The organism is Mesorhizobium sp. RCC_202 (genome assembly GCF_041355295.1).
Taxonomy (GTDB): Bacteria; Pseudomonadota; Alphaproteobacteria; order Rhizobiales; family Rhizobiaceae; genus Mesorhizobium.
This window is the reverse complement of sequence record NZ_JBFUPO010000020.1, coordinates 1-22,447: the sequence shown is the minus strand read 5'-3', so window position 1 is coordinate 22,447 and position 22,447 is coordinate 1. Positions and strand designations below refer to the sequence as shown.

Below are 22,447 nucleotides of genomic sequence, written 5' to 3'. Positions count from 1 at the left end.
AGAGGGGGGCGCGAAGGAACGCGGCATGAATTTCCTAGCGGCATCTGGCACAACACCTGCGGAAATCCGCACGTACTTCGTGCGATGCGTAGCCCATGGTCTCCGCATCAGGAGAATCCCATGAGCATCGTCGTATTCGACCCCGACAGCACCGAGGATGTCGACTTCAAGGATCGCATGCGCCACCCGGCGGCGGCCGATCCCGCCGGCGGCATGTGGCTGTCCGACACCGAGCCGTCCTTCATCGATGCCGACGCGCTGCGCAAAGGCCGGCTGGCAAAACTGCGCGCCTGGATGCGTGAGACGGGCTATGGCGGCATCGTTTTGTTCGACCCTTACAATCAGCGCTACGCCACCGGCTCGCGCAACATGTTCGGCTATTTCCTGCGCAACTCGACGCGGTATTTCTTCATCCCGACCGAAGGGCCGGTCGTGCTGTTTGAATATCCGCAGAGCTACCATGTCTCGATGGTGCTCGACACAATCGACGAGGCGCGGCCGTCGAAGCTGGTCTGGTCATCCGTCTCCGGCCGTGACGACGAGACCGCCGGCCCCTTCGCCGACGAGATCACCGAACTGTTGAAGAAGCATGGCGGCGGCTCGATGAAGCTTGGCCTCGACCGCTGCAGCCATCTGCAGGCGCTGGCGCTCGAAAAGCGCGGTTGCGAGGTGAAGGACTGCCAGGGCGAGATTCTCGCCGTGCGCGCGGTGAAGACGCCGGAGGAAGTGAAATGCCTGCTGGCCTCGATGGCCGGCGCCGAAGCCGCGGTGGCCGCGGTGCGCGAGGCGATTAAGCCCGGCGTTTCCGAGAACGAGCTGTTCGCCATCATGTATGGCGAAGTGATCCGCCAGGGCGGCGAATTCATCGAGACAAGGCTGCTCACCTCCGGGCAGCGCACCAACCCCTGGTTCAACGAAGCCAGCGGCCGCAAGATCAGGCCAGGTGAATTGCTGGCGCTCGATACCGACACGATCGGCTGCTACGGCTATTATTCTGACTTCTCGCGCACCTTCCGCTGCGGTCCGGGCCGGCCGACGCCCTACCAGAAGTCGCTCTACCGCATGGCGCATGACCAGGTGCAGCACAACATTTCGATCGTGAAGCCCGGCATGGCTTTCCGCGAGATCGCCGAGAAGGCCTGGAAAATCCCTGACCGCTTTGTCGACCAGCGCTACACTTCGGTGATGCACGGCGTCGGCATGCATGGCGAGACGCCGTTTATCGCCCATGCGATGGACTACGAAACCTACGGCCGCGATGGCGTTATCGTGCCCGGCATGGTGGTCAGCGTCGAAAGCTATATCGGCGAGAAAGGCGGCCGCGAGGGCGTCAAGCTGGAGGACGAGATCCTGATCACCGAGACCGGCACCGAACTGCTGTCGCGTTTTCCTTATGAGGATGAATTTCTTGACAAGTAGCGCCCGACGCACCGACAGCACACCCGCATGAAAGCCCCTATCTCCATCCGGCGTGGCACGGTGGCCGCGGTGTTCATCGATCTCCAGGAGGAGCATCGCCAGGACAGACGCTATCTGGTCGAAGGCTTTGGCGACATCCTCGCCAACGTCCGGCGCCTGCAGGAGGCGGCGCGGCGCAATTTCGTGCCGCTCCATCACTGGGCCTATATCGTCGACCTTGCCGAGGCGCGGCCCTTTCATCCGTTGGACGACACCGGCAAGTCGGCCTTCTCCGACAAGGACGATCCGCTGACCGCGATCTGCCATGAGGTCGGCCCGAAGGACGGCGAAGCGATGTTGGTCAAGCAGGAAGCGAGCGCCTTCGGCAGGAACGATTTCGCCGAAAAACTCAAAGCGTCGGGCATCGAATGGCTGGTGATCGCCGGTGTGTGGACCGAGGCCTGCATCGACGCCACGGTGAAGGATGCGGTGGCGCAAGGGTTTCGCGTGCTTCTGGTGAAAGACGCCTGTGGCAGCGGCAGCGCGGCCATGCATCAGACCGGCATTCTCAACCTTGCCAACCGGCTTTATGGCGGCGCCGTCACCAACACGCTCGACGCCTGCCGGCTGATGGCGGGCGACACCGTCAATGCGTGGCAGGTCGAGGGCTCGGTGCCGCTACGCTTCACCTTCGACAACGCAGAGCGGCTCTACGACGAGCTCTGACCGAGGGCGGATTTATGGGCACGGTTCACAAGTTCAAGACAGCCGGACGCGGCAAATACGCCAGCCGGCTCGATCCTGGGCTGTGGGACTATATCGACCGGGTCAACAGCCTCTATCCGCCCGAAATCGGCGAGTTGCCGATTGCCGAGCAAAGGGCCGTCTACAATGCGATGTGCCGGACCTTCCATCTGCACCATCCCAAAGGGGTCACCGCCAGCGACGGCATATTCACCGCGCAAGGCCGCGCCATTCCGGTGCGCCACTACCGCATGGCGGGTAAGGTGGCGCGCGCGCTGGTCATTTATTATCACGGCGGCGGCTTCGTGCTCGGCGACCTCGACAGCCACGACGACATCTGCGCCGAAATCTGCGCCGGCGCCGGCTTCGACGTTGTATCGGGCGACTACCGGCTGGCGCCTGAACATTTGCATCCGGCTGCTTTCGACGATGCGCTTGCGATCTTCGAAAGCGCGGCGGCGGCCACGAACCTCCCGATCGTGCTGTGCGGCGAGAGCGCCGGGGGCAACCTGGCTGCCGGGGTGGCGCAGGCGACACGGCATCATCCTCGCCATGCGGTCGGCCAGATGCTGATCTATCCCGGCCTCGGCGGCGACGAGACCGGCCGCTCCTATGTCGAGCATGCGAACGCACCGCTGCTGACGCTTGCCGATATCGACTTCTACCGCAGCATCCGTTCAGCACCAGGACAGTCGCTCGACGACCCTGCGTTTTCACCGCTCGAGGACCGCGATTTCTCCGGCCTGCCGCCGACAGTGATCGTCACCGCCGAATGTGATCCGCTATCGTCAGACGGCGAAGCCTATCGCGACCGCATCCTGGCAGCCGGTGGAAGCGCCGTGTGGCGCGAAGAGCCACGGCTGGTGCACAGCTTTTTGCGCGCCCGCATGACAGTGCGCCGCGCGGCGGAGGCGTTTGCAGGGATTATCGGCGATATAGCGAGACTGGGCGCCGGCGATGAGGCGCTAGTCTCCCCCCTCGTGGGGAAGATGGTCGGCAGGCCAGAGGGAGGCGCGAAGGATCGCGATCCTTCGCCGTCGTCATCCTAGGGCGAAGCAAGGAGCGAAGCGGCGCGGCGCAGACCCTGGGATCCATTCCGTGACGCTAAGGCGTTGCAACGGTTACGGAATTCCGCACCGCTGCATTCCATCCCGAAGGTCACGGCATGGATCCTCGGGTTAAGCCCGAGGATGACGAAGCGCGATGGACCGGCGGGCCAGCGCCGCCCTCTGCCCTGCCGGGCTTTCATCGCTCGGAAAGCCAAGCAATTGGCTTCCCGTCCGCTACGCGGACCGCTCCTCAACCCCCACGAGGGCGGAGATTGGCTGGACCCCTGCGGAACAGAGCATAAGAATTGCGGAAATCCAAACATTTCGCCGCGGAAAGCGGACCTATCATCCGTCCGCAGGCAACGGCGCCTCGGCGGTCGTATCCGCCCCCGCGCCTGACGGCGGCCGGGGCGTTCGTTGTCCTTCGTGCCTGTCGCAGGCCTGGCGCATTGCGCCGGCAGGCCTTGAGCGACCGGCGCCAACAAAAAAGGGAACGACGATGAAATTCATGCTGACCGACAGAAAACTGCACCCGCGCGCCAGGCCGATCGCCGACGATTTCAAGAACGGCGCGATCAGCCGGCGCGAATATCTGGCCCTGATGGCCGGCTTCGGCGTCAGTGCCGCCGGCGCGCTGGCGTTGGGCGGGCTGGCGCCCTCGCCTGCACGCGCCGAAGAGCCGAAAAAGGGCGGCACGCTGCGCGTCGCCATGAACGTCAAGGGTTTCAAGGATCCACGCACCTTCGACGGCGTCGAGATGTCGAATGTGGCGCGCCACTGCAACGAATATCTGGTGCGCTGGAACACCGACTTTTCCTTCGAGCCGTGGCTGCTCGAAAGCTGGGAAACCAGCGACGATGCAAAAACCGTCACGCTCCATGTCCGCAAGGGCATCACCTGGTCGAATGGCGACGCCTTCAACGCCGACGACGTGATCCACAACCTCAACCGCTGGTGCGACGCCTCCGTCGCCGGCAATTCGGTCGCCGCGCGCATGGGCGCGCTGGTCAACGCCGACACCAAGAAAGCGGTCGATGGAGGTATCCAGAAAGTCGACGACCACACCATCAAGATCAACCTGCCCAAGCCCGACATCTCGCTGATCGCCGGCATGGCCGATTATCCGGCGCTGATCATGCACCGTTCCTATGACGGCGACGCCGACCCGAGGAAGGCGCTCGCCATCACCACCGGCCCTTGCGAGCTGGTCAGTTGGGACGCCGAGACCGGCGCGGAGGTGAAGCGCAAGGACAAGCCGTGGTGGAAGGGCGAGTTCCATCTCGACGGCATCAAATGGGTCGATTACGGCTCCGACCCAAACGCCATGCTGTCGGCCTTCGAATCCGGCGAGATCGACACCGACCACGAGACCGCTTCGGACGCCGTCTCGCAGACCGACAAGATGGGTTTGCAGAATTCCGAGATCGCCACCGGCTCGACGATCGTTGCCCGCTTCAACGTCGCCAACGCGCCCTATGACGACGTCAAGGTGCGGCGCGCCGCCCAGCTTGCCGTCGACAATGCGGCGGTGCTGAAGCTCGGCCTCGACGGCAGGGGAAAACCCGCCGACAACCACCATGTCGGCCCGATGCATCCCGAATTCGCCGATATCGGACCGGCCAAACGCGACGTCGAGCAGGCGAAGAAGCTGATCTCGGAAGCCGGCAAGGCCGACCACGAATTTGAGCTGATCTCGGTCGATATCGAATGGCAAAAGACCACGGCCGACGCGATCGCCGCGCAGATCCGCGAGGCCGGGTTGAAGATCAAGCGCACCGTGCTGCCGGCCGCCACCTTCTGGAACGACTGGGCGAAATTCCCCTATTCCTGCACTGAGTGGCTGGGTCGTCCGCTCGGCGTCCAGGTGCTGGCTCTCGCCTATAAATCGGGCGGCGCCTGGAACGAAAGCGCCTATGCGAACAAGGAGTTCGACGAGCTTCTTGACAAGGCGCTGGCGACACCCGATGCGGCACAGCGCAAGGAGATCATGGCCAAGATCGAGACGAATTTGCGCGATAGCGGCATCATCATCCAGCCCTACTGGCGCTCGGTCTACCGCACCTACCGCAAGGGCGTGCATGGCTGCGTGCAACACCAGGCGCTCGAACAGCATTTCGAGACGGTGTGGTTGGAGGCCTGATCCTCCCAGGGCGCCATCGGTCGGCGCGGTTCAAGTGAGCCGCGCCGGCCGACTATCGTTCTTGCCGCAAGGTTGAAGCCTCTCCAGCCAGTGGCGACGGACCGACCGACATCCGTTCGATGATCGTCGTCGGCAGCACGATCCTTTCGGGCGGGCGGTCGTCGCCTTTCAGCCGGCGTATCAACAGCTCCGCCACGGATTTTCCCAGCGCATAGACAGGCTGGTCGATGACGGTGATCGGCGGCGTGGTGACGCTCGTCCAGTCCGCATCGTGGAAGGTGATCAGCGATATGTCGCGCGGGATGCTGAGACCGCATTCGCGGATCGCCTTGAACAGGTCCAGCGCCACGACGCTATCCGACGCCAGGATCGCCGTCGGCCGGTCATGGCTGCGCAGCAAGTCCTGCATCAAGGCATGCGCGCCTGGCGACCGGCCGCTGCCGAAATGAATGTTGCGCTCGGCACCGTCCACGCCGGCTTCGCGGCAGGCGTCGAGGAAGCCCATGATGCGCTCGCGCACCGTTGAGGTATTGATCCTCGAGGCGGCGCCGCGAAAGTCTCCGGACAACACAGCGGCGGTGACATAGGCGATCCTTCGATGCCCTGCCTGAGTCAGGATGCGCGTGGCGCGCCGGGCGGCGTCGCGGTCGTCCACCGTGACGGTATCGACGTCCAGATCCGGCAACGCTCGGTCGAGCAGCGCGAGCGGACAGGCGATCTCCTTGAGATGGGCGATCTCGCCCGACTGTGCGGGCGTCACGATCAGTCCGTCGACCTGCTTTGCCATCAGAACGCGTATCGCATTCTTCTCCGCTTCGACGTCCTCGCCTGAATTGGCGAGGATGACATTGATGCCGGACAAGCGCGCTACGTCGCTGATGCCGCGCACGGCGAGCGAGAAGAACGGGTTCTCGATGTCGCCGACGACCACGCCGATACTGCCTGACCGCCCGGTGGTCATGCTGCGCGCCAGTTCGTTCGGCCGGTAATCGAGCGCCTTGGCCGCCTCCAGCACAGCCGCGCGGACTGTCTCGCTGACCGTACCGTAGCCGCCCAGCACGCGAGCCGCGGTTGCCTTGGAAACCTTGGCCTCGCGAGCGACGTCGCTGACAGTGATGGAGGGAACCTTGGGTGGACGCTTCATTCTTGCGAAAATCGCTTTCAAATTCGTTGACGGATGGTCGTTCCTATGCCTACAAATGTCAAGAGACCGGTCTCATTCGCGTTTGAGACCGGTCTCTTGAGAAAAAGAACGCCCGGAGGCGTCGCATCGGAAGCCATGTCGAATTGCCGCTGTGCAGTTTCAATGCCCAGCGCGCACCGATCTTCAGAGTGGAGAACAACCAATGAGCATCAGAGGTCTTTTCACAGCGAGCCGGCGGCCAAGCCTCGGCTCGCTCGTCTTCGCCATTGCGCTGACGGCGCTGTCCCTGCCCAAGGCCTGGGCAGCGGACAATCCCTATAATCTCATCGATCCCAAGGTGATCAGCGTCGGAACGATGGGCGATGCCAAGCCCTATGCCTTCACCACCGCCGACGGCAAATTCACCGGTTTCGATCTTGAATTCTTCCTCAACGTCGTCGGCCGGATGGGCTTCAAGCCGGACCAGGTGAACTTCACCGGCCAGGATTTCTCGGCGCTGATGCCATCGGTCGCCAATCAACGTTTCGATGTGGCCGTCGCGGCAATCGGAACGACGGAAAAGCGCAAGAAGACGGTCGATTTTTCCGACGGCTATCTCGCCGGCTACCTGTCGGTGCTGACGTCCGACCCCAAGATCACCGGCGCCGAAGGCCTCGCCGGCAAGCGCTTGGGCGTCGTGCAGGGCACGCTGCAGGAAATCTATGCCACCAAGACCTTCACGAGCACCGATCTGGTGAAGTTCCCCGACAACAACTCGGCCATCGCCGCGCTCAACAACGGCACGATCGATGGTCACTTCCTCGATTATGAGGCGGCGAAACAATATGGCGAGCGCTATCCGGGCCTGAAGATCGCCATCAACATCCCGTCCTTCGACGCGCCGGCCGGCTTTGTCATACGCAAGGGCAACGACGCCTTCCGCGAAGCGCTCAACAAGGGCATCCACGAAGCCATGCAGGACGGCACCTGGCGGGACCTCTACCAGAAATGGTTCCCCGGATCGCCGATGCCCGAGCAATATCTCCCCAAGAAGAACTGACCTGCATTGTTCCCGCCGGCGCGAATGCCGGCGGTTTTTTGACAGTATGATGAGATCCGCGCGGCCGTCCTTGCCGCCGCGCAAGGCAGGTTTGGCGGATGGACTGGTTAGAAAACCTTCAGCGCAGCTTTTTCGACTGGGACGCGATGGCCGAGGTGCTGCCGTCGTTGCTCACCGTCGGGCTGAAGAACACGCTGATCCTGGCCGCCGCCTCGACCGTGCTCGGCATCCTCATCGGCATGATCCTTGCGGTGATGGGCATCTCGCGTTCCGCCTGGCTGCGCATCCCGGCACGCGTCTACACTGACGTTTTTCGCGGACTGCCGGCGATCCTCACCATCTTGCTGATCGGCCAGGGCTTTGCCCGTATCGGCCGCGAGATATTCGGTCCCTCGCCCTACCCGCTTGGCATCCTGGCGCTCAGCCTGATCGCCGGCGCCTATATCGGCGAGATCTTCCGCTCGGGCATCCAGAGCGTCGAGAACGGCCAGATGGAAGCCTGCCGCGCGCTGTCCATGAGCTACGGCCAGGGCATGCGGCTGATCGTGATCCCGCAAGGCGTGCGCCGCGTGCTGCCTGCCCTGGTCAATCAGTTCATCGGCAACGTCAAGGATTCCAGCCTAGTCTACTTCCTCGGCCTGCTTGCCTCCGAACGCGAGATCTTCCGCATCGGTCAGGACCAGGCGGTGGTCACCGGCAATTTATCGCCACTGCTCATGGCCGGCATGTTCTACCTCATCATCACCGTGCCGCTGACGCATCTGGTCAACACCATCGACAACCGCCTGCGGCTCGGCAAGCAGAAGCCGGGCGGCGTGGTCAGCGGGCTCGTCGAGGTCGGCGAGTTGCAGGAAACCTCCGCCCTGGCCGCGCGGCCGGCGATCAAGGCCGCCGGCCTCGAAGTGCGCGATCTCGACATGGCTTATGGCGAGCTGCAGGTGCTGAGACAAATAAGGCTCAAGGTCGAGCCGGGAACCGTCACCTGCGTCATCGGCCCGTCGGGCTCGGGGAAATCAACGCTGCTGCGCTGCCTCAACCGGCTCGTCGAGCCCAAGGCGGGCGATGTCCTGCTCGACGGCGAAAGCATCCTGGCGATGAAGCCGGAAAAACTGCGCCGGCGCGTCGGCATGGTCTTCCAGCACTTCAACCTTTTCCCCAACCACACCGCGATCGAGAACGTCAGGCTGGCGCTGACCAGTATCAAAGGCATGGCGGGCAGCCAGGCCAGGCGCACCGCCGAAGCGCGGCTCGCCGAGGTCGGCCTGGAGGCGCGCGCCGACTACCGGCCGAGCCGGCTTTCGGGCGGCCAGCAGCAGCGCGTGGCGATCGCGCGCGCCCTCGCCATGGACCCTGAAGTCATCCTCTTCGACGAGGTAACCAGCGCGCTCGACCCCGAACTCGTCAAGGGCGTGCTCAACCTGATGGCCGATCTCGGCCGGCGCGGCATGACGATGATCGTCGTCACCCATGAAATGGGCTTTGCCCGCAAGGTGGCGGACCAGGTCGCGTTCATGGACGAAGGCCGCATCGTCGAGGTCGGCTCGCCGGCGGAAATCTTCGACAGGCCGAAGAGCCCGCGACTCCGGCAATTCCTCGCCGAGGTGCTGTGAGCGAAGCCGCGGCGCCAACTTCAAAACCAACGATCCGATCATCGAAAGCTGCATTCATGAGCAAGAACACCGCCCTCAAGGTCGCCGTCATCGGCGGCGGTATCTTCGGCGTCTCCACGGCCGTCCACCTCGCCAGGCTCGGCGTGAAAACGACGATCGTCAATGATGGTCCGCTTGCCAGGGGGGCGTCGTCACGCTCGCTGGCCTGGCTCAACTCGGCGCGAAAGCGCTCGACTGCCTATCACAACCTGCGCATGGCGGGCCTCGACCGCTACCGGACGCTCGCCGCGGCTCGGGGTTGCGGCGCCTGGCTGCGCCTGGATGGCGGCCTCACCTGGGACGCCGACAACGCCTCCAACCAGATCGCGGAAATCTTTCGCCACGAACAGGCGATCGGCTACCAGACCCGGTTGCTGGCACCTGGCGGCATCGCTGCCGTCACGCCGGGTGTCGACGCAAAGGCGGTGTCACCGCAAGGGGCGATCTTCAACGCCGGCGAAGGCTGGGTCGATCTGCCTTCGCTCATCGGCCTGCTGTTGCGGGAGTTCGGCGAACGCGACGGCCGGATCATCACCGATGGCGGCTCCGCCGAGGTCGTCCTGACCAACGGCCGTGCCAGCGGCGTGAGGACAGCCTCCGGCCAGGTCGTCGACGCCGACGCCGTGGTGGTCGCCACGGGCTCGACCGTGCCCGCCATGGCGGCGACAGCAGGCAGGCGCATAGGCGACGGCACGACACGCGCGCTTCTCGTCATCAGCAAACCGATGCCGCACCCGCTGCGCGCGGTGCTGAACACGCCGCGTGTCGCCATCCGCCCGACGCCGAACGGCGCCTTCGCGCTCGATTCCGCCTGGTCGGAGGATGAGGTCGTCGTGCACGACGACGGCACCTACGAGGCCCGGCCGTCAACGATCGCGGGCCTCCTCGAGGAAGCCTCAAAAGTGCTGGAGGGCAATCCGAAACTGGCGATGGAGAGCTCTCATATGGGGCCTAAGCCGATACCGGCGGACGGCGAGCCGGTGATCGGACAACTGACCGGCATTCCCGGCTACAACGTCGTCTTCAGCCACAGCGGCGCCACGCTTGGGCTGATCGCCGGCGAATTGCTGGCCGGCGAGATCGCCAGCGGCACGCCCAGCCCGCTGCTTCAACCATTTCGCCCCGCGCGGTTCGACAGCTGAGAAGCTGTTTGCCAAGCGACTGCCTTTCGGCACAGATTGCGCCTCGCCGCCTCGTGCCGGCTCGCAGTAAGAGAAGCAATCAGGCATGGATCACTTCGACCTCGGCACCTATCGCCGACCCATCTCCACCTCCTCGGCCGAGACGCAGCGCTGGTTCGATATCGGGCTGAACTGGTGTTATGGCTTCAACCACGAGGAAGGCATAAAATGCTTCGAGAAGGCGCTGGAGACCGATCCGGCTTGCGCCTTCGTGCATTGGGGCATCGCCTATGCCGCCGGGCCTTTTTACAATCTGACCTGGAAGGAGCATGGCAAGGCCGAGGCCGACCATGTCGCCAGGCGCTGCTTTGAGCATGTGCAGCTGGCGCGCGCCAATGCGGCGAGCGCCAGCCCTGTCGAGCAGCGGCTGATCGAGGCGCTGGCCGACCGTTTCCAGAAACCGCACGGCGTAAGCCCAGCCGAATTCGAGCAATGGGACAACGCCTACGCCGCCGCGATGCGGCGGGTTTATCGCGAGTTCCCCGACGACCATGATGTGATGGCGCTGACGGTCGAGGCGCTGATGATGCGCACGGTGCGGCGGCTGTGGAACCTCAAAACCGGCGAGCCGGCGCCGAATTCTGACGTGCTCGAGGCGCTGGAGATCTGCGAGCGCTCGATCCGGCTGTCGGACGAGGCTGGCGCGACGCCGCATCCGGCGGCCCTGCATCTCCACATCCATCTGCTCGAAATGTCGACGCAGCCGGAGCGCGGAATCCGCTCGGCGGAACGGCTGGGTACGATGTGTCCCGATGCCGGCCACATGAACCACATGCCGGGGCATATCCATGTGCTGTGCGGCGAGTATGACAAGGCAAAGCTCGCCAGCGAAAAGGCGGTGCGCGCCAACGACCTCTACCTCGCCTATGCCGGCGAGCCGACCTACTATTTGCTCGGCTGTTGCCACGACCTGCATCTGATGATGTTCACCTGCATGTTCCTAGGCCAGTACCAGCCGGCGCTCTGGGCCGCGGACAAGGTGCGCAGCCTGGTGACGCGCGACGTGGTCAGCATCGCCGAACGGCCGAAGCTGACCCAGACGGTCGAGGGCTACCATGCGATGCGATCGCATGTTCAGGTGCGCTTCGGGCGCTGGCGCGAGATCATCGACGAGCCGATGAATGGCGATCCCGGGCTCTATGTCTTGACGAGCGCCATGCAGCATTATGCCAAGGGCGTCGCCTATGCGACGCTGCGCGACTTCGCAGCGGCGGAGCGTGAACGCGACTTATTTAGCCGGCAAATCGAAATCATTTCCCCTGAGCGCCGCTTCCTCAGCAACCCGACGCGCGCCTCGCTTGGTGTCGGCGCGGCCCTGCTTGATGGCGAGCTTGCTTATCATCAGGGGCGCCACGACGAGGCCTACGATCACCTGCGCCGCGCGGTCGAGCTCGACGACAATCTCTCCTACACCGAGCCGTGGGCCTGGATGCACCCGCCGCGCCATGCGCTGGCGGCACTCCTGCTCGACCAGGGCCACGCGGCGGAGGCCGAGCAGGTCTATCGCGACGATCTGGGTCTCAGCGGCAAAGTGCAACGCTGCGCCCAGCATCCGGACAATGTCTGGGCGCTGCATGGGTTGGTCGAATGTTTGAAACGGCGCGGCGAGAAGGACGAGTTGCCGGGATTGCAGGCCAAGCTTGCAACGGCGGTGGCCAAGGCGGATGTGGCGATCACCTCGTCGTGCCTGTGCCGGACGAGCGTGCAATCTAGGGATAGTTGCTGTCACTGAGATCCCGGCCGCGCGACCAACAGAGGCGGCTTCGTCCTCAGGAGAAGATTTCCGCCAGATCCTCGACTCCGGTGCCTTCCTTGATCCGCAGCAATTCGATGTAGGTGACAGCCATCACTACGGACGAAAGCACCAGGAGAGCAGCCCTGACCACGGCGTCCGCCAACAACCCGAACGTGACGTTCAAGGGGATGGCGACACGATTGATCACCAGGCTCATCAAGGCGCTCACCACGGCGAGGATCACCCAAAGCCCCAGCATTGGCCAGCGACTTCCCGCGGTTAGATCGCGGCTGCGTGCCATGCTGTCGAGAATGCCTCGTCGTTCCTGAATGAGGACGGGCATCGTGACCGCCCAGCGAAGCAGAACGAGAATGCCGGGCACTATCAGTAGCACTAGGCCGATTATGATGCCGAGCGTCACCAGCAACGAGGCGCCCAGGATCGGCAAAAACAGGATGAGCGCGACGCCGAAGCAATTCGAAAAAGTAGGCTTTTCGCCTCGCAAATCCACCATCGCGGCTCGGATGAGCGATGTCTGAAGGACAGCGGTAATAACGAGATACACCACCGAGCCCAGAATCACGACGATCGCGTGCTGGGAAACAAATGCCCAGCCCGTCAAGCCGGCTGTGCTGCTGTTCACATACCAAAGCCATGCGCCGAACCTTGGCAGGGCGTGGAACGCCAAGCCCAGGCCAAGGCACAAGGCCAGATTGCGGCCGATCACCGCGAAGCTGTCGTTGAATACCCGGCCGATTCGAAATCGGTCGCCACTGTTTGCAATCGACGCCATGTTCGCCCTACCGGCCTACCGGTCATTCTTACGAGAAGATTTCGGCCAATTGGTCGACGCTGGTGCCTTCCTTGACCTGGCGCAGCTCGACATAGGTCACCGCGATCGCCACCGCGAACACTGTGGAGAAGATGCTGGAGACAAGGCTGCTCCCAACAGCTCCAACCACGGCTCCGACGGAGGAGAGGCCGCCGGCGGACGCGACCGTGAGGCCGAACAGCAAAGAGAAGCAGAGCTGGATGACCATCGCTATTATGCCGATGGCCAGGAACAATCCGAAAACCGGCCAACGGCTGCCCTTGGTCAGCGCCCGACTGCGTGCGATCGAGCCGAACACGCCCTGCCTCTCTTGCACCACGACTGGTATCGCGACCGAGATGCTGAGCACCCAGATCGCGGCGGCGATGAAGATCGCAAGTCCTATAAGCCAACCTACCAAGGAGATCAGCGCTCCGAGGAGACCCATTACACCGCCGGCCACCGCCATTGCGAGAACGGCGATGATACCGATCCCAACCGCCGGCAAGAAACTGCGCAGCGCCACCTGGATGCAATCGCCCACGGCCGGACGCTTGCCATTCAGGTCCTCGACAGTCGCTCGGACCACCGCCGCTTGCGCGAGAAAAGCCAGTACGAAAATGATGAAGGTGGCGATCAGCGAAATGGTCCCGTAGCTCGCCAAAGCCGATTGCTCCATACCGGCTAAGCCGGCCGTTCCGAGGCTGGCAAACCGGCTGAAGTTCCAATAGTTGTAGATCAACGCCGGCAACGCCGTAAAAAGCCCCACGATCACGGCAAGCGGGCCGAAATTGCGGCCGATAACCGAGAACGTGTTGCTGAACACCCGACCAATCCGGAATTTCTCCGATCTTTCGCTTGCGATCGATGCCATCTTACATTTCCCCCTGCTAATGAATATCGGAAATTGGAAAGTATAAATCTCCAAGATTGATACTTGCGGTTGGGGCGGCTTGCAATTGGCTTGGCATGTTGCCAGTGTCGGCGCCGAACCGCAGGTTGCAGGGGGAACGAGCGGGTGGCAGCCGCAGTGACGGAAGACGCCGGACGGCTGGCGCAGTTGCACAAGCAGCTGCTCGGCGATGATTCGATCCAGTTTGCCCTGCCCTCCTATGTGCGGTCCGAGCCGCCGGAATGGCTGAAGCCGCTGTTGGACGGCCTCGGCAAGCTCGGCCCCTATATGATCTATATGTTCTGGGGCGCCGTCATCGGCGCTGCCGCGATCATCATCCTCCTGCTCGTGCTCGAAGCCAAGGGCGTCGCCTGGCAACTGCCATGGTGGCGCAAACACAAGGAGGCCGAGGCGAAGGAGGAATGGCGCCCGGACGCCGAGGCCGCGCAGATCCTGCTCTCCGAAGCCGATGCGCTGGCCGCGCGCGGCGAATATGACGAGGCGGTGCATCTGCTGTTGCGCCGCAGCGTCGCCGATATCTCGTCGCGCCTGCCCGATTTCCTGCGGCCCTCGCTCACCGCGCGCGACATCGCCGCCGCCAATCCGATCCCGAGCCGGCCCCGCGTGGCCTTCAGCGAAATCGCGCGCATCGTCGAGGCCGCGCTGTTTGCCCGTCGCCCGGTCGGCGTCGAGGGCTGGCGGCAGGCGCGCGGCGCCTATGAGCGCTTCGCCTTCAGGGATGGCTGGGCATGAGCGCGCAACCGGCTGAGACAGCACAGGAGCCGTTCAACCGCAAAACACTGTTCTGGGGCATTTTCGCCAGCCTGCTGGCGGCGGCCGGGTTTTTCCTGCTGTCGACCTACGCGCCCGATTTCCGCCAGCCCGAAGGCGGCGCGACACCGCTTTCCAAAGGCGGCACCGGCTATGCCGGACTTGTCGAATGGCTGAGGCTCACCAACGGCCAGGCGCCGCCGATGGAGCGCGGCGAGAAGGACCTTGAGTCCCCACTGGCATCGACATTCCTCTTGGTCGTCACCATCGCGCCCGGCAGCGATCCGGCCGCGCTCGAGCGACTCATCAAGCTGCGCTCGGGCAAGGACACGCTGTTCGTGCTGCCGAAATGGCAGACCGTTCCGCTGTTCGGTCATGAAGGTTGGGAGGAAAAGGTCGAACGATTGCCCGTCAGCACCGTCAATGAGTGGCTCGGCCGCATCGCCAAGGCGAAACTTGGCGAAGCAAAGAGCACGCTGACGCAGATCAACATCAGCGGCCGCATGGTGGCCGCGCCGGATGAGTTGCAATGGGTGGCGGACGACCATCCGCTGATCGCGGCCGGCGACGGCCGGGCTATCCTCACCGAGCTTGACGACGAGCCGTTCTATATCCTGACCGATCCCGATTTCATCAACAATGCGGCTTTGGGCGACGAGCAGAAGGCCGCCGCAGCACTCGACATTATCGCCATGCTGGAACCCAGCAAGGGCGCGGTGATGTTCGACCTGAACCTACACGGCATCGGCCAGAACTACGATCTGGCCAAGCTGCTGATCGAACCGCCCTTCCTGGCGCTGACACTGTCGGTGCTGATCGCGGCAGCCCTTGCCTTCCTGCATGGGCTCGGCCGCTTCGGGCCGCCGCGAGCCGAAGGGCGCGCCATCGCCTTCGGCAAGCGCGCGCTGGTCGACACCACAGCGATGCTGTTGAAGCGCGCCGGGCGGCTCGACGGCCTCGGCGACCGCTATGCGGCGCTGATGCGCCAGCGCGCCGGCGCCCTGCTCGGCGCGCCGCAGGGGCTGCAAAGCGAGGCGCTCGACCGCTGGCTCGATTCCCGCGACAAGGGTGAGACGCACGGCTTCACGCAGCGCTACAAAGCGGTAAACGATTCCAATAATTTGGCCGCAATGCATGAAGCAGCCGAACAGCTGCATGACTGGACGGCAAGGAGGCTTGGTGAACGTCGATGAAGTGAAAGCCCTGGCGAACGCGATCAGGGAAGAAGTGGCCAAAGCGATCACCGGGCAGCGCGACACCGTCGACCTGATGCTGACGGCGCTGTTTGCCGGAGGCCATATCCTGCTCGAAGGACCGCCGGGCACCGCCAAGACCATGACGGCGCGCTGCTTCGCGCAGGCGCTCGGCGTCCTCTATGGGCGCATCCAGTTCACGCCCGACCTGATGCCTGGCGATATCGTCGGCTCCAACATCTACAATTTCCAGACCGGGCAGTTCACGCTGACGCGCGGTCCGATCTTCTGCGACCTTTTGCTCGCCGACGAAATCAACCGCACGCCGCCGAAGACGCAGGCAGCCCTGCTCGAAGCCATGCAGGAACATGCCGTCACCTTCGACGGCACGACCCATCCGCTCGGCCAGAATTTCATGGTGGTGGCGACGCAGAATCCGATCGAGCACCAGGGCGTCTATCCGCTGCCCGAAGCGCAGCTCGACCGTTTCCTGTTCAAGCACCGGGTGAGCTATCCCGACCTCAAGGAGGAGCGCGCCATCATCGTCAACCATGGCGGCGGCTCGGCTTCGCACGACATCGAGCAATACGGCATCAAGGCGCGAACCGACCGCGAGACGCTGCAAGCCGCCTTGGCGACGGTCGGCGAAGTCACGCTGGTCGACAATGTCGTCGGCTACATCGCCGCCCTGGTGCGCCGCACCCGCGAAAGCCCGGACCTCGAAGTCGGCGCCAGTCCGCGCGCGGGCGCGATGCTGGCGCGCGCCGCGCGCGCACGGGCGGCACTCGACGGCCGCAACTATGTCATCCCCGACGACGTCAAGGCGTTGGCCGTTCCCGCGCTGCGCCACCGCGTCGTGCTCTCGCCGGCAGCACAGATCGACGGGAGGCTGGTCGAGCAGATCGTCTCCGATCTCGTCGACCAGACGGAAGCGCCGCGTTGATCTATCCGAGCGGGCGAGCAGTGTGGGCAGCGGCGGTGGGAGCGATCCCCGCCTTCCTGATCGCGCTCGTTTTGCCGCATGTCTGGTATCTCGGCCTGTTGTGGATCTGCGCGCTGCTGGCTTTCCTGGCCGTCGATGCCGCGGCCGGGCGCGGCCGCGCTTCGCTCAACGCGACGCTGACGGCGCCGCCGGTCGTCGGCGTCGGCGGGCGCTTCACGCTGCATATCGCGGCCGGCGTCGGCGCCAAGCTGCGGCGCCTGCAAGCGCGTGTCGGCCATGACCAGCGGCTGGAGCCGGTCAAGGGCACGGGCGGCGCGCTGCCGGCCAATGGCGGCACGCTCGACCTCGAATTCGACGCGGTCAGGCGCGGCATCGCCAGCTTCGACCGCCTGTGGTTGCGCTGGCAAGGGCCGTTCGGGCTGGTCTGGAGCCAGGCCGTGCTGCCGGTGCAGCGCAAGGTGACGGTGCTGCCCAATGTCAACAGCGCCCGCGACGAGGCGATCACGCTCTTGCAGCGATCGACCCTTGCCGATGGCCATGCCCAGAAACGGGCCGGCCAGGGCCGCGAATTCGAATCGCTGAAGGACTACCAGCCCGGCATGGGCCGTCGCATGATCGACTGGAAGCGCAGCGCCCGCCACGGCAAGCTGCTCGCGCGCGAATTCCGCATCGAGGAGAACAACAACATCGTTTTGGCCATCGATAGCGGCCGCCTGATGTGCGAGCCGGTCGACGGCGTGCCGAAGGTCGACCGCGCGGTGACGGCGGCACTTCTGTCGGCCTTCATCGCGCTCAAGAGCGGCGACCTTGTCAGCCTGTTTTCCTTCGACGCCAGGCCGCGCGTGTCGAGCGGCGCGGTGCGCGGCTCGCCAAGCTTCGCCATGATCCAGAAGCGCGCCGCCGAGATCGACTATTCGACCGAGGAGACCAATTTCACGCTGGCGCTGACGACGCTGTCGGCGAAGCTCGACCGGCGCTCGCTGGTCATCGTCTTCACCGATTTCGTCGATCCGATCAGCGCCGAACTGATGCTGCGCACCGTCGGGCGGCTGACCGAGCGGCATCTGGTGCTGTTCATGCTGATGCGGGATGTCGAGCTGGAGACACTGGCCGACATGGCGCCGGCGACACCCGAGGACGTCGCCCGCTCCGTCACCGCCGGCGATCTGCTGCGGCAGCGGCAGGTGGTGATCGGCAGGCTGCGCCTGCTCGGCGCGCATGTCATCGAGGCCGACCACAGCCGGCTCGGTCCGGCGCTCGTCGAGCGCTATATCCAGCTCAAGGAGGAGGACCTCCTATGACGCTGTCTGTCGGCACCGATGCGGTGCGCCAGTCGCTGGCAAGCTTCCGCAAGGAGCGCGAGGCCGACTGGAAAGCGTTCGAGACATTGCTGGCGCGCGTCGAGAAACGCGCGCCGCGCGCGCTGTCGGAAGACGAATTGCTGTCGCTGCCGCTGCTCTACCGCTCGGCGTTGTCGTCGCTGTCGGTGGCGCGCGCGACCTCGCTCGACAATGCGCTGATCGCCTATCTGGAATCGCTGTGCCTGCGCGGCTATTTCTATCTCTATGGCGCGCGGCGAACCATGCGGGCGCGCATCGGCGACTTCTTCCTGCGCGACTGGCCGGGCGCGATCCGCGACCTGTGGCGCGAGGTGTGGACATCGGTCGGGCTCACCGTCATCGGCGCCATAGCCGGTTATTGGCTGGTCGCCACCGACAAGCGCTGGTATGACGCCATCATCCCGCCAAGCCTTGCCGGCGGGCGCAATCCGGACTCCTCGGCCGAGATGCTGCGCAGCGTGCTCTACGGCGGCGACCACCACTTCTTGTCGGGCTTTGCAGCACTTCTTTTCACCCACAACACGCAGGTGTCGATCCTGGCTTTCGCGCTCGGCTTCGCCTTTGCCGTGCCCAGCGTGCTGATCATCTTGATGAATGGCTGCATGCTCGGCGCGATTTTCCAGATCTATGCCGCCAAGGGGCTGGGCTTCGAACTTGGCGGCTGGCTGTCCATCCATGGCACGACGGAGCTGTTCGCCATCGCGATTGCCGGTGCGGCCGGCATGCGCATCGGCACGCGCATCGCCTTCCCGGGCGAGCTGACGCGCATGGCGGCCGCGGCACAGGCCGGCCGCGTGGCGGCGACCGCCATGGTCGGCGTCACCATCATGCTTCTGTTTGCCGGCCTGCTCGAAGGCATCGGCCGGCAGACGATCATCAGCGACATCGCCCGCTACTCGATCGGCGGCGGCATGCTGGCGTTCTGGATCTGCTATTTCTATCTCTTGCGGATGGTGCGGCATGGCGAAAGCTAAGCCAGCGAAGGCCAGGGATCCGGCAGCGCTGATCCGCCCGCTGGTCACGCCCGAAGGCGTGGACCTGCGCGTCAAGCTTGCGGATGCCGGGACGCGGGCGTCGGGCTTCCTGCTCGACGTGGTCATCATCGTCATCGCCGCCGTGGTCGTCTCCCTGGTCATAATCTTCGGCCTGGCCGGGCTTGGCCTGCAGGATGCACAGCCGCTGTTCATCGTCTGGATCATCTTCATCTTCTTCCTGCGCAACGTCTATTTCATCGCCTTCGAAGCCGGGCGACGGGCCGCGACGCCCGGCAAGCGCATGGTCGGCATCCGGGTGGCGTCGCGCAGCGGCGCCGGCCTCACCATCGATCAGGTCATCGCGCGCAATTTGATGCGCGAGATCGAGGTCTTCCTCCCGCTGTCGATCCTGGCGGCGAGGGGCAGCGCCGGCTTTGCCGACACGCTGTCGACCGTCTTCGGCCTGGTATGGGCGCTGCTTTTTTCGCTGTTCCCGCTTTTCAACCGCGACCGGTTGCGGATCGGTGACCTGCTCGCTGGCACCTGGGTGGTCGAAGCGCCGAAAGTGGCGCTGGTCGAGGATCTTTCGCAGCGCAAGGACCCGTTCGCAGCCCGCTTCCAGTTCAGTGCCGCGCAGCTGGACGCCTATGGCATCGCCGAGTTGCAGAAATTGGAGGAAGTGCTGCGCCGCGACGACTATCACGCGCTGAAAGCGGTGACGGAAACGATCGCCCGCAAGATCAACGCCAGGGTCGAGCCGATCGATTCAAAGGCATTTCTGACCGCCTATTACGGCGAGCTGCGCGCGCATCTCGAACGCAAGCTGCTGCTTGGCAACCGGAAGGCGGATAAATATGCGCGGTAGGAAGATTTCCGTATCTTGGAAGGGTCGGTGTTACCCCTCATCCGCCCTTCGGGCACCTTCTCCCCGTAAACGGGGAGAAGGCCAATCCGCGCCGCGCCGGCGATTGGCGAAACCCGACGCGACACGCCCTTTCTCCCTGTCACTATACGGGGAGAAATGCCCGGCAGGGCAATGAGGGGCGGCGCTGACGTACAAAGCCTGTTACGACGTTGTTGCCAGTCCTGTTTGACGATCGAGACCGACCGCTGTCGCCACGACCTGACCGTCGTGGCCCGTGACATCCAACCGGATCGAGGCCATAAACCCAAGCGATTTGATTTAACGCATGTCCTCATCTCGAAACGGCTGACCGTTCGGGAGGCGTGCCTGGACGGTGATTTCATGCCAAGCATAGACGACCTCGACACGCCGGCGGTTCTGATCGATGCGGCCCGCGCCGAAGCCAATATCAAAAAGGCGCAAGCCCATGCCGACGCGCATGGGCTGAAGCTTCGCCCGCATATCAAGACGCACAAGCTGCCTTACTGGGCAAAGAAACAGGTGGCGGCGGGCGCGGTTGGCATCACGTGCCAAAAAATCGGCGAGGCCGAGGTGATGGCCGATGCCGGCTTGAACGATATCTTCCTGCCCTACAACATCCTTGGCCGCGCCAAGCTGGAACGGTTGAAAGCGCTGCACGGACGCGTCACGCTGTCGGTGACGGCGGACAGCCATGAGACGCTGGAAGGGCTGGCCGCCACCTTCACCGACGCCGGCCATCCGCTGTCCGTGCTGGTCGAATGCGACACCGGCATGGGTCGCTGCGGCGTGCAGAGCCCGACCGAGGCGCTGGCGCTGGCCAAAGTGATCGACGGCGCAAAAGGCCTCGCCTTCGGTGGCCTGATGACCTATCCGGCGGCCGGCCGCGCCGCCGAGGCCGAAGCGTGGCTCAGAAGCGCGCGCGCTGCGCTTGCCGTGGCGGGCCTGGAATGCGCGCGCATCTCCAGCGGCGGCACGCCGGATATGTGGCGTTCGGGCGAAGATAGCGTCGTCACCGAATACCGGCCCGGCACCTATGTCTATATGGACCGCTACCAGGTCGCCAAAGGTGTCGGCACGCCGGACGACTGCGCGCTGACGGTGCTTGCCACGGTGGTCAGCCACCCGACGGCGACCCGTGCCATCCTCGATAGCGGCAGCAAGGCGCTGTCCTCCGACACATTGGGACTGCCCGAGTTCGGCGAGTTGCTTGGGCTGCCCGGCGCGCGGGTCACGGGCCTCAGCGAAGAACACGGCACGGTCACGCTTTCGGACGGCGCCGCCCTGCGCATCGGCGAACGCGTGCGGGTCGTGCCTGATCATTGCTGCGTGGTGACGAACTTGTTCGACCAGGTGCATCTGATCGACGGCGACACGGTGCTGGAAACGCTGCCTGTGGCAGCGCGGGGGCGGATGGGATGAGGAGCGCCTTTCCCGTCTCCCCTTGTGGGAGAAGGTGGCCTCGCGAAGCGAGGTCGGATGAGGGGCGCTCCAGGGAACGCCAACGTCTCACTCCGCTGGAACACCCCTCTTCCGTCTCGGCGCTGCGCGCCGATCCACCTTCTCCCACAAGGGGAGAAGGTTAAACCCGCTCCGCTTGCCGCGCCGCGACTCGGCGCATCGCGGTCACTCGACGCCTGAAAATCTCCGTGCGCATTGCCATCAGGTGCAGCGCGAAGAACAGCACAGTGAAGCCCAGCGCCATCACGGCGAGCGGCCACAGCATCGACGGGTCGATGGTCGGGCCGCCGAGCCGGAAGACCGAGGCCGGCTGATGCAGCGTGTTCCACCAGTCGACCGAGAATTTGATGATCGGGATGTTGATGAAGCCGACCAGCGTGATGATGGCTGCGGCCCAGGCGGCGCGGCCGGCATCGTCCAGCGCGCGGGTCAGCGCGATGATGCCGAGATACATCAGGAAGAGCACGAAGACCGAGGTCAGCCGCGCATCCCAAACCCACCAGGTGCCCCACATCGGCTTGCCCCAGATCGAGCCGGTGATCAGCGCAAGTGCTGTAAAAGTGGCACCGATCGGGGCGGCCGATTTCAACGCGACATCGGCCAGCGGATGGCGCCAGACCAGCGTGCCGAGCGCCGCAATCGCCATGATCGTGTAGCACATCATGGCGAGCCAGGCGAAAGGCACGTGGATGTACATGATGCGCACCGTGATGCCCTGCTGGAAATCCTCCGGCGCGGTGAAGCTCATATAGAGGCCGACGGCGAGCAGGATCGCGGCTATTGTCGCCAGCCACGGAACGACCTTGTCGGCCAGCCCGACGAAACGCGTCGGGTTGGCGAGATCGGTCCAGCCGGCGAGGCGTGAAGTGGTGTCGCTCATGCCGACCTAAATAGACCGGCGATGGGTCGGGGGCAATTCCCCTTCTCCCCTTGTGGGAGAAGGTGGATCGGCGCGTAGCGCCGAGACGGATGAGGGGTGTTCCAGCGGAGTGAGACGTTGGTGTTCCCTGGAGCACCCCTCATTCCGTCGCCTTCGGCGACACCTTGCATAAGCGATGTTGTATGAAGTGGTCGTCTCGTAAGAGACGCCAACGGCCGGG

At 64.4% G+C, this 22,447-nt stretch carries 19 protein-coding genes; 15 read left to right on the top strand and 4 right to left on the bottom strand.

Annotated features, from left to right (window positions below):
* Positions 1 to 120: 120 nt before the first annotated feature.
* From AB6802_RS29285 to AB6802_RS29270, 4 genes are all read left to right on the top strand, one after another.
* Positions 121 to 1,419: a M24 family metallopeptidase gene (locus AB6802_RS29285; protein WP_371013702.1), complete on the top strand. Its 1,299-nt coding sequence runs from the start codon at positions 121 to 123 to the stop codon at positions 1,417 to 1,419.
* A gap of 27 nt (positions 1,420 to 1,446) precedes the next feature.
* Positions 1,447 to 2,124: an isochorismatase family protein gene (locus tag AB6802_RS29280; protein WP_371013701.1), complete on the top strand. Its 678-nt coding sequence runs from the start codon at positions 1,447 to 1,449 to the stop codon at positions 2,122 to 2,124.
* A gap of 14 nt (positions 2,125 to 2,138) precedes the next feature.
* Complete coding sequence (locus AB6802_RS29275) at positions 2,139 to 3,191, top strand: alpha/beta hydrolase (protein WP_371013700.1); 1,053 nt, start codon at positions 2,139 to 2,141, stop codon at positions 3,189 to 3,191.
* 499 nt (positions 3,192 to 3,690) lie between these two features.
* Positions 3,691 to 5,331 carry an ABC transporter substrate-binding protein gene (locus AB6802_RS29270; protein ID WP_371013699.1) on the top strand — a complete coding sequence of 547 codons (1,641 nt, stop codon included), beginning with the start codon at positions 3,691 to 3,693 and terminating at the stop codon, positions 5,329 to 5,331.
* Positions 5,332 to 5,383: 52 nt separating this feature from the next.
* Here AB6802_RS29270 and AB6802_RS29265 read toward each other — a convergent pair whose 3' ends face one another.
* Positions 5,384 to 6,475, bottom strand: coding sequence for a LacI family DNA-binding transcriptional regulator (locus AB6802_RS29265; protein WP_371013698.1), 1,092 nt, complete (start codon positions 6,473 to 6,475; stop codon positions 5,384 to 5,386).
* 202 nt (positions 6,476 to 6,677) lie between these two features.
* On the opposite strand from AB6802_RS29265, the gene AB6802_RS29260 reads away from it, so the two are divergent.
* From AB6802_RS29260 to AB6802_RS29245, 4 genes are all read left to right on the top strand, one after another.
* On the top strand, positions 6,678 to 7,514 hold the full coding sequence (locus AB6802_RS29260; RefSeq protein WP_371013697.1) for an ABC transporter substrate-binding protein: 837 nt from the start codon (positions 6,678 to 6,680) through the stop codon (positions 7,512 to 7,514).
* 98 nt (positions 7,515 to 7,612) lie between these two features.
* The gene (locus AB6802_RS29255; protein WP_371013696.1) at positions 7,613 to 9,124 is read left to right on the top strand and encodes an amino acid ABC transporter permease/ATP-binding protein; all 1,512 of its coding nucleotides are present in this window, start codon (positions 7,613 to 7,615) and stop codon (positions 9,122 to 9,124) included.
* Between the two features lie 56 nt (positions 9,125 to 9,180).
* The gene (locus tag AB6802_RS29250; protein ID WP_371013695.1) at positions 9,181 to 10,305 is read left to right on the top strand and encodes an NAD(P)/FAD-dependent oxidoreductase; all 1,125 of its coding nucleotides are present in this window, start codon (positions 9,181 to 9,183) and stop codon (positions 10,303 to 10,305) included.
* Between the two features lie 85 nt (positions 10,306 to 10,390).
* Positions 10,391 to 12,076, top strand: coding sequence for a tetratricopeptide repeat protein (locus tag AB6802_RS29245; RefSeq protein WP_371013694.1), 1,686 nt, complete (start codon positions 10,391 to 10,393; stop codon positions 12,074 to 12,076).
* A 37-nt stretch (positions 12,077 to 12,113) separates the two neighbouring features.
* Here the strand turns inward: AB6802_RS29245 and AB6802_RS29240 are convergent, their stop codons facing one another.
* Both AB6802_RS29240 and AB6802_RS29235 read right to left on the bottom strand, forming a co-directional pair.
* Positions 12,114 to 12,872 (bottom strand): hypothetical protein, encoded by a 759-nt coding sequence (locus AB6802_RS29240; RefSeq protein ID WP_371013693.1) that lies wholly within the window; start codon positions 12,870 to 12,872, stop codon positions 12,114 to 12,116.
* 28 nt (positions 12,873 to 12,900) lie between these two features.
* Positions 12,901 to 13,764: a hypothetical protein gene (locus AB6802_RS29235; RefSeq protein ID WP_371013692.1), complete on the bottom strand. Its 864-nt coding sequence runs from the start codon at positions 13,762 to 13,764 to the stop codon at positions 12,901 to 12,903.
* A 144-nt stretch (positions 13,765 to 13,908) separates the two neighbouring features.
* On the opposite strand from AB6802_RS29235, the gene AB6802_RS29230 reads away from it, so the two are divergent.
* From AB6802_RS29230 to AB6802_RS29200, 7 genes are all read left to right on the top strand, one after another.
* The gene (locus AB6802_RS29230) at positions 13,909 to 14,535 is read left to right on the top strand and encodes a hypothetical protein (protein ID WP_371013691.1); all 627 of its coding nucleotides are present in this window, start codon (positions 13,909 to 13,911) and stop codon (positions 14,533 to 14,535) included.
* A complete protein-coding gene (locus AB6802_RS29225; RefSeq protein WP_371013690.1) occupies positions 14,532 to 15,746 on the top strand; it encodes a DUF4350 domain-containing protein in 1,215 nt (404 codons plus the stop codon). The genes AB6802_RS29230 and AB6802_RS29225 overlap by 4 nt, the downstream gene beginning before the upstream one ends.
* On the top strand, positions 15,733 to 16,689 hold the full coding sequence (locus AB6802_RS29220; RefSeq protein ID WP_371013689.1) for an AAA family ATPase: 957 nt from the start codon (positions 15,733 to 15,735) through the stop codon (positions 16,687 to 16,689). Before AB6802_RS29225 ends, AB6802_RS29220 begins: the two co-directional genes overlap by 14 nt.
* Positions 16,690 to 16,724: 35 nt before the next feature.
* On the top strand, positions 16,725 to 17,990 hold the full coding sequence (locus tag AB6802_RS29215) for a DUF58 domain-containing protein (RefSeq protein ID WP_371013688.1): 1,266 nt from the start codon (positions 16,725 to 16,727) through the stop codon (positions 17,988 to 17,990).
* Positions 17,987 to 19,003, top strand: coding sequence for a stage II sporulation protein M (locus AB6802_RS29210; protein ID WP_371013687.1), 1,017 nt, complete (start codon positions 17,987 to 17,989; stop codon positions 19,001 to 19,003). The genes AB6802_RS29215 and AB6802_RS29210 overlap by 4 nt, the downstream gene beginning before the upstream one ends.
* Positions 18,990 to 19,868: an RDD family protein gene (locus AB6802_RS29205; RefSeq protein ID WP_371013686.1), complete on the top strand. Its 879-nt coding sequence runs from the start codon at positions 18,990 to 18,992 to the stop codon at positions 19,866 to 19,868. The genes AB6802_RS29210 and AB6802_RS29205 overlap by 14 nt, the downstream gene beginning before the upstream one ends.
* Before the next feature lie 381 nt (positions 19,869 to 20,249).
* Complete coding sequence (locus AB6802_RS29200; RefSeq protein WP_371013685.1) at positions 20,250 to 21,308, top strand: D-TA family PLP-dependent enzyme; 1,059 nt, start codon at positions 20,250 to 20,252, stop codon at positions 21,306 to 21,308.
* Between the two features lie 160 nt (positions 21,309 to 21,468).
* On the opposite strand, the gene AB6802_RS29195 is transcribed toward AB6802_RS29200, so the two are convergent.
* Complete coding sequence (locus AB6802_RS29195) at positions 21,469 to 22,227, bottom strand: heme ABC transporter permease (protein WP_371013684.1); 759 nt, start codon at positions 22,225 to 22,227, stop codon at positions 21,469 to 21,471.
* Positions 22,228 to 22,447: the final 220 nt, after the last annotated feature.

Bases quoted from the DNA above. Each gene is read 5' to 3' on its own strand.
- AB6802_RS29270 (WP_371013699.1), top strand. From the start codon at position 3,691: ATGAAATTCATGCTGACCGACAGAAAACTGCACCCGCGCGCCAGGCCG.
- AB6802_RS29200 (WP_371013685.1), top strand. From the start codon at position 20,250: ATGCCAAGCATAGACGACCTCGACACGCCGGCGGTTCTGATCGATGCG.
- AB6802_RS29195 (WP_371013684.1), bottom strand. From the start codon at position 22,227: ATGAGCGACACCACTTCACGCCTCGCCGGCTGGACCGATCTCGCCAAC.
- AB6802_RS29260 (WP_371013697.1), top strand. From the start codon at position 6,678: ATGAGCATCAGAGGTCTTTTCACAGCGAGCCGGCGGCCAAGCCTCGGC.
- AB6802_RS29245 (WP_371013694.1), top strand. From the start codon at position 10,391: ATGGATCACTTCGACCTCGGCACCTATCGCCGACCCATCTCCACCTCC.
- AB6802_RS29280 (WP_371013701.1), top strand. From the start codon at position 1,447: ATGAAAGCCCCTATCTCCATCCGGCGTGGCACGGTGGCCGCGGTGTTC.
- AB6802_RS29275 (WP_371013700.1), top strand. From the start codon at position 2,139: ATGGGCACGGTTCACAAGTTCAAGACAGCCGGACGCGGCAAATACGCC.
- AB6802_RS29225 (WP_371013690.1), top strand. From the start codon at position 14,532: ATGAGCGCGCAACCGGCTGAGACAGCACAGGAGCCGTTCAACCGCAAA.
- AB6802_RS29205 (WP_371013686.1), top strand. From the start codon at position 18,990: ATGGCGAAAGCTAAGCCAGCGAAGGCCAGGGATCCGGCAGCGCTGATC.
- AB6802_RS29240 (WP_371013693.1), bottom strand. From the start codon at position 12,872: ATGGCGTCGATTGCAAACAGTGGCGACCGATTTCGAATCGGCCGGGTA.
- AB6802_RS29210 (WP_371013687.1), top strand. From the start codon at position 17,987: ATGACGCTGTCTGTCGGCACCGATGCGGTGCGCCAGTCGCTGGCAAGC.
- AB6802_RS29255 (WP_371013696.1), top strand. From the start codon at position 7,613: ATGGACTGGTTAGAAAACCTTCAGCGCAGCTTTTTCGACTGGGACGCG.
- AB6802_RS29265 (WP_371013698.1), bottom strand. From the start codon at position 6,475: ATGAAGCGTCCACCCAAGGTTCCCTCCATCACTGTCAGCGACGTCGCT.
- AB6802_RS29235 (WP_371013692.1), bottom strand. From the start codon at position 13,764: ATGGCATCGATCGCAAGCGAAAGATCGGAGAAATTCCGGATTGGTCGG.
- AB6802_RS29285 (WP_371013702.1), top strand. From the start codon at position 121: ATGAGCATCGTCGTATTCGACCCCGACAGCACCGAGGATGTCGACTTC.
- AB6802_RS29250 (WP_371013695.1), top strand. From the start codon at position 9,181: ATGAGCAAGAACACCGCCCTCAAGGTCGCCGTCATCGGCGGCGGTATC.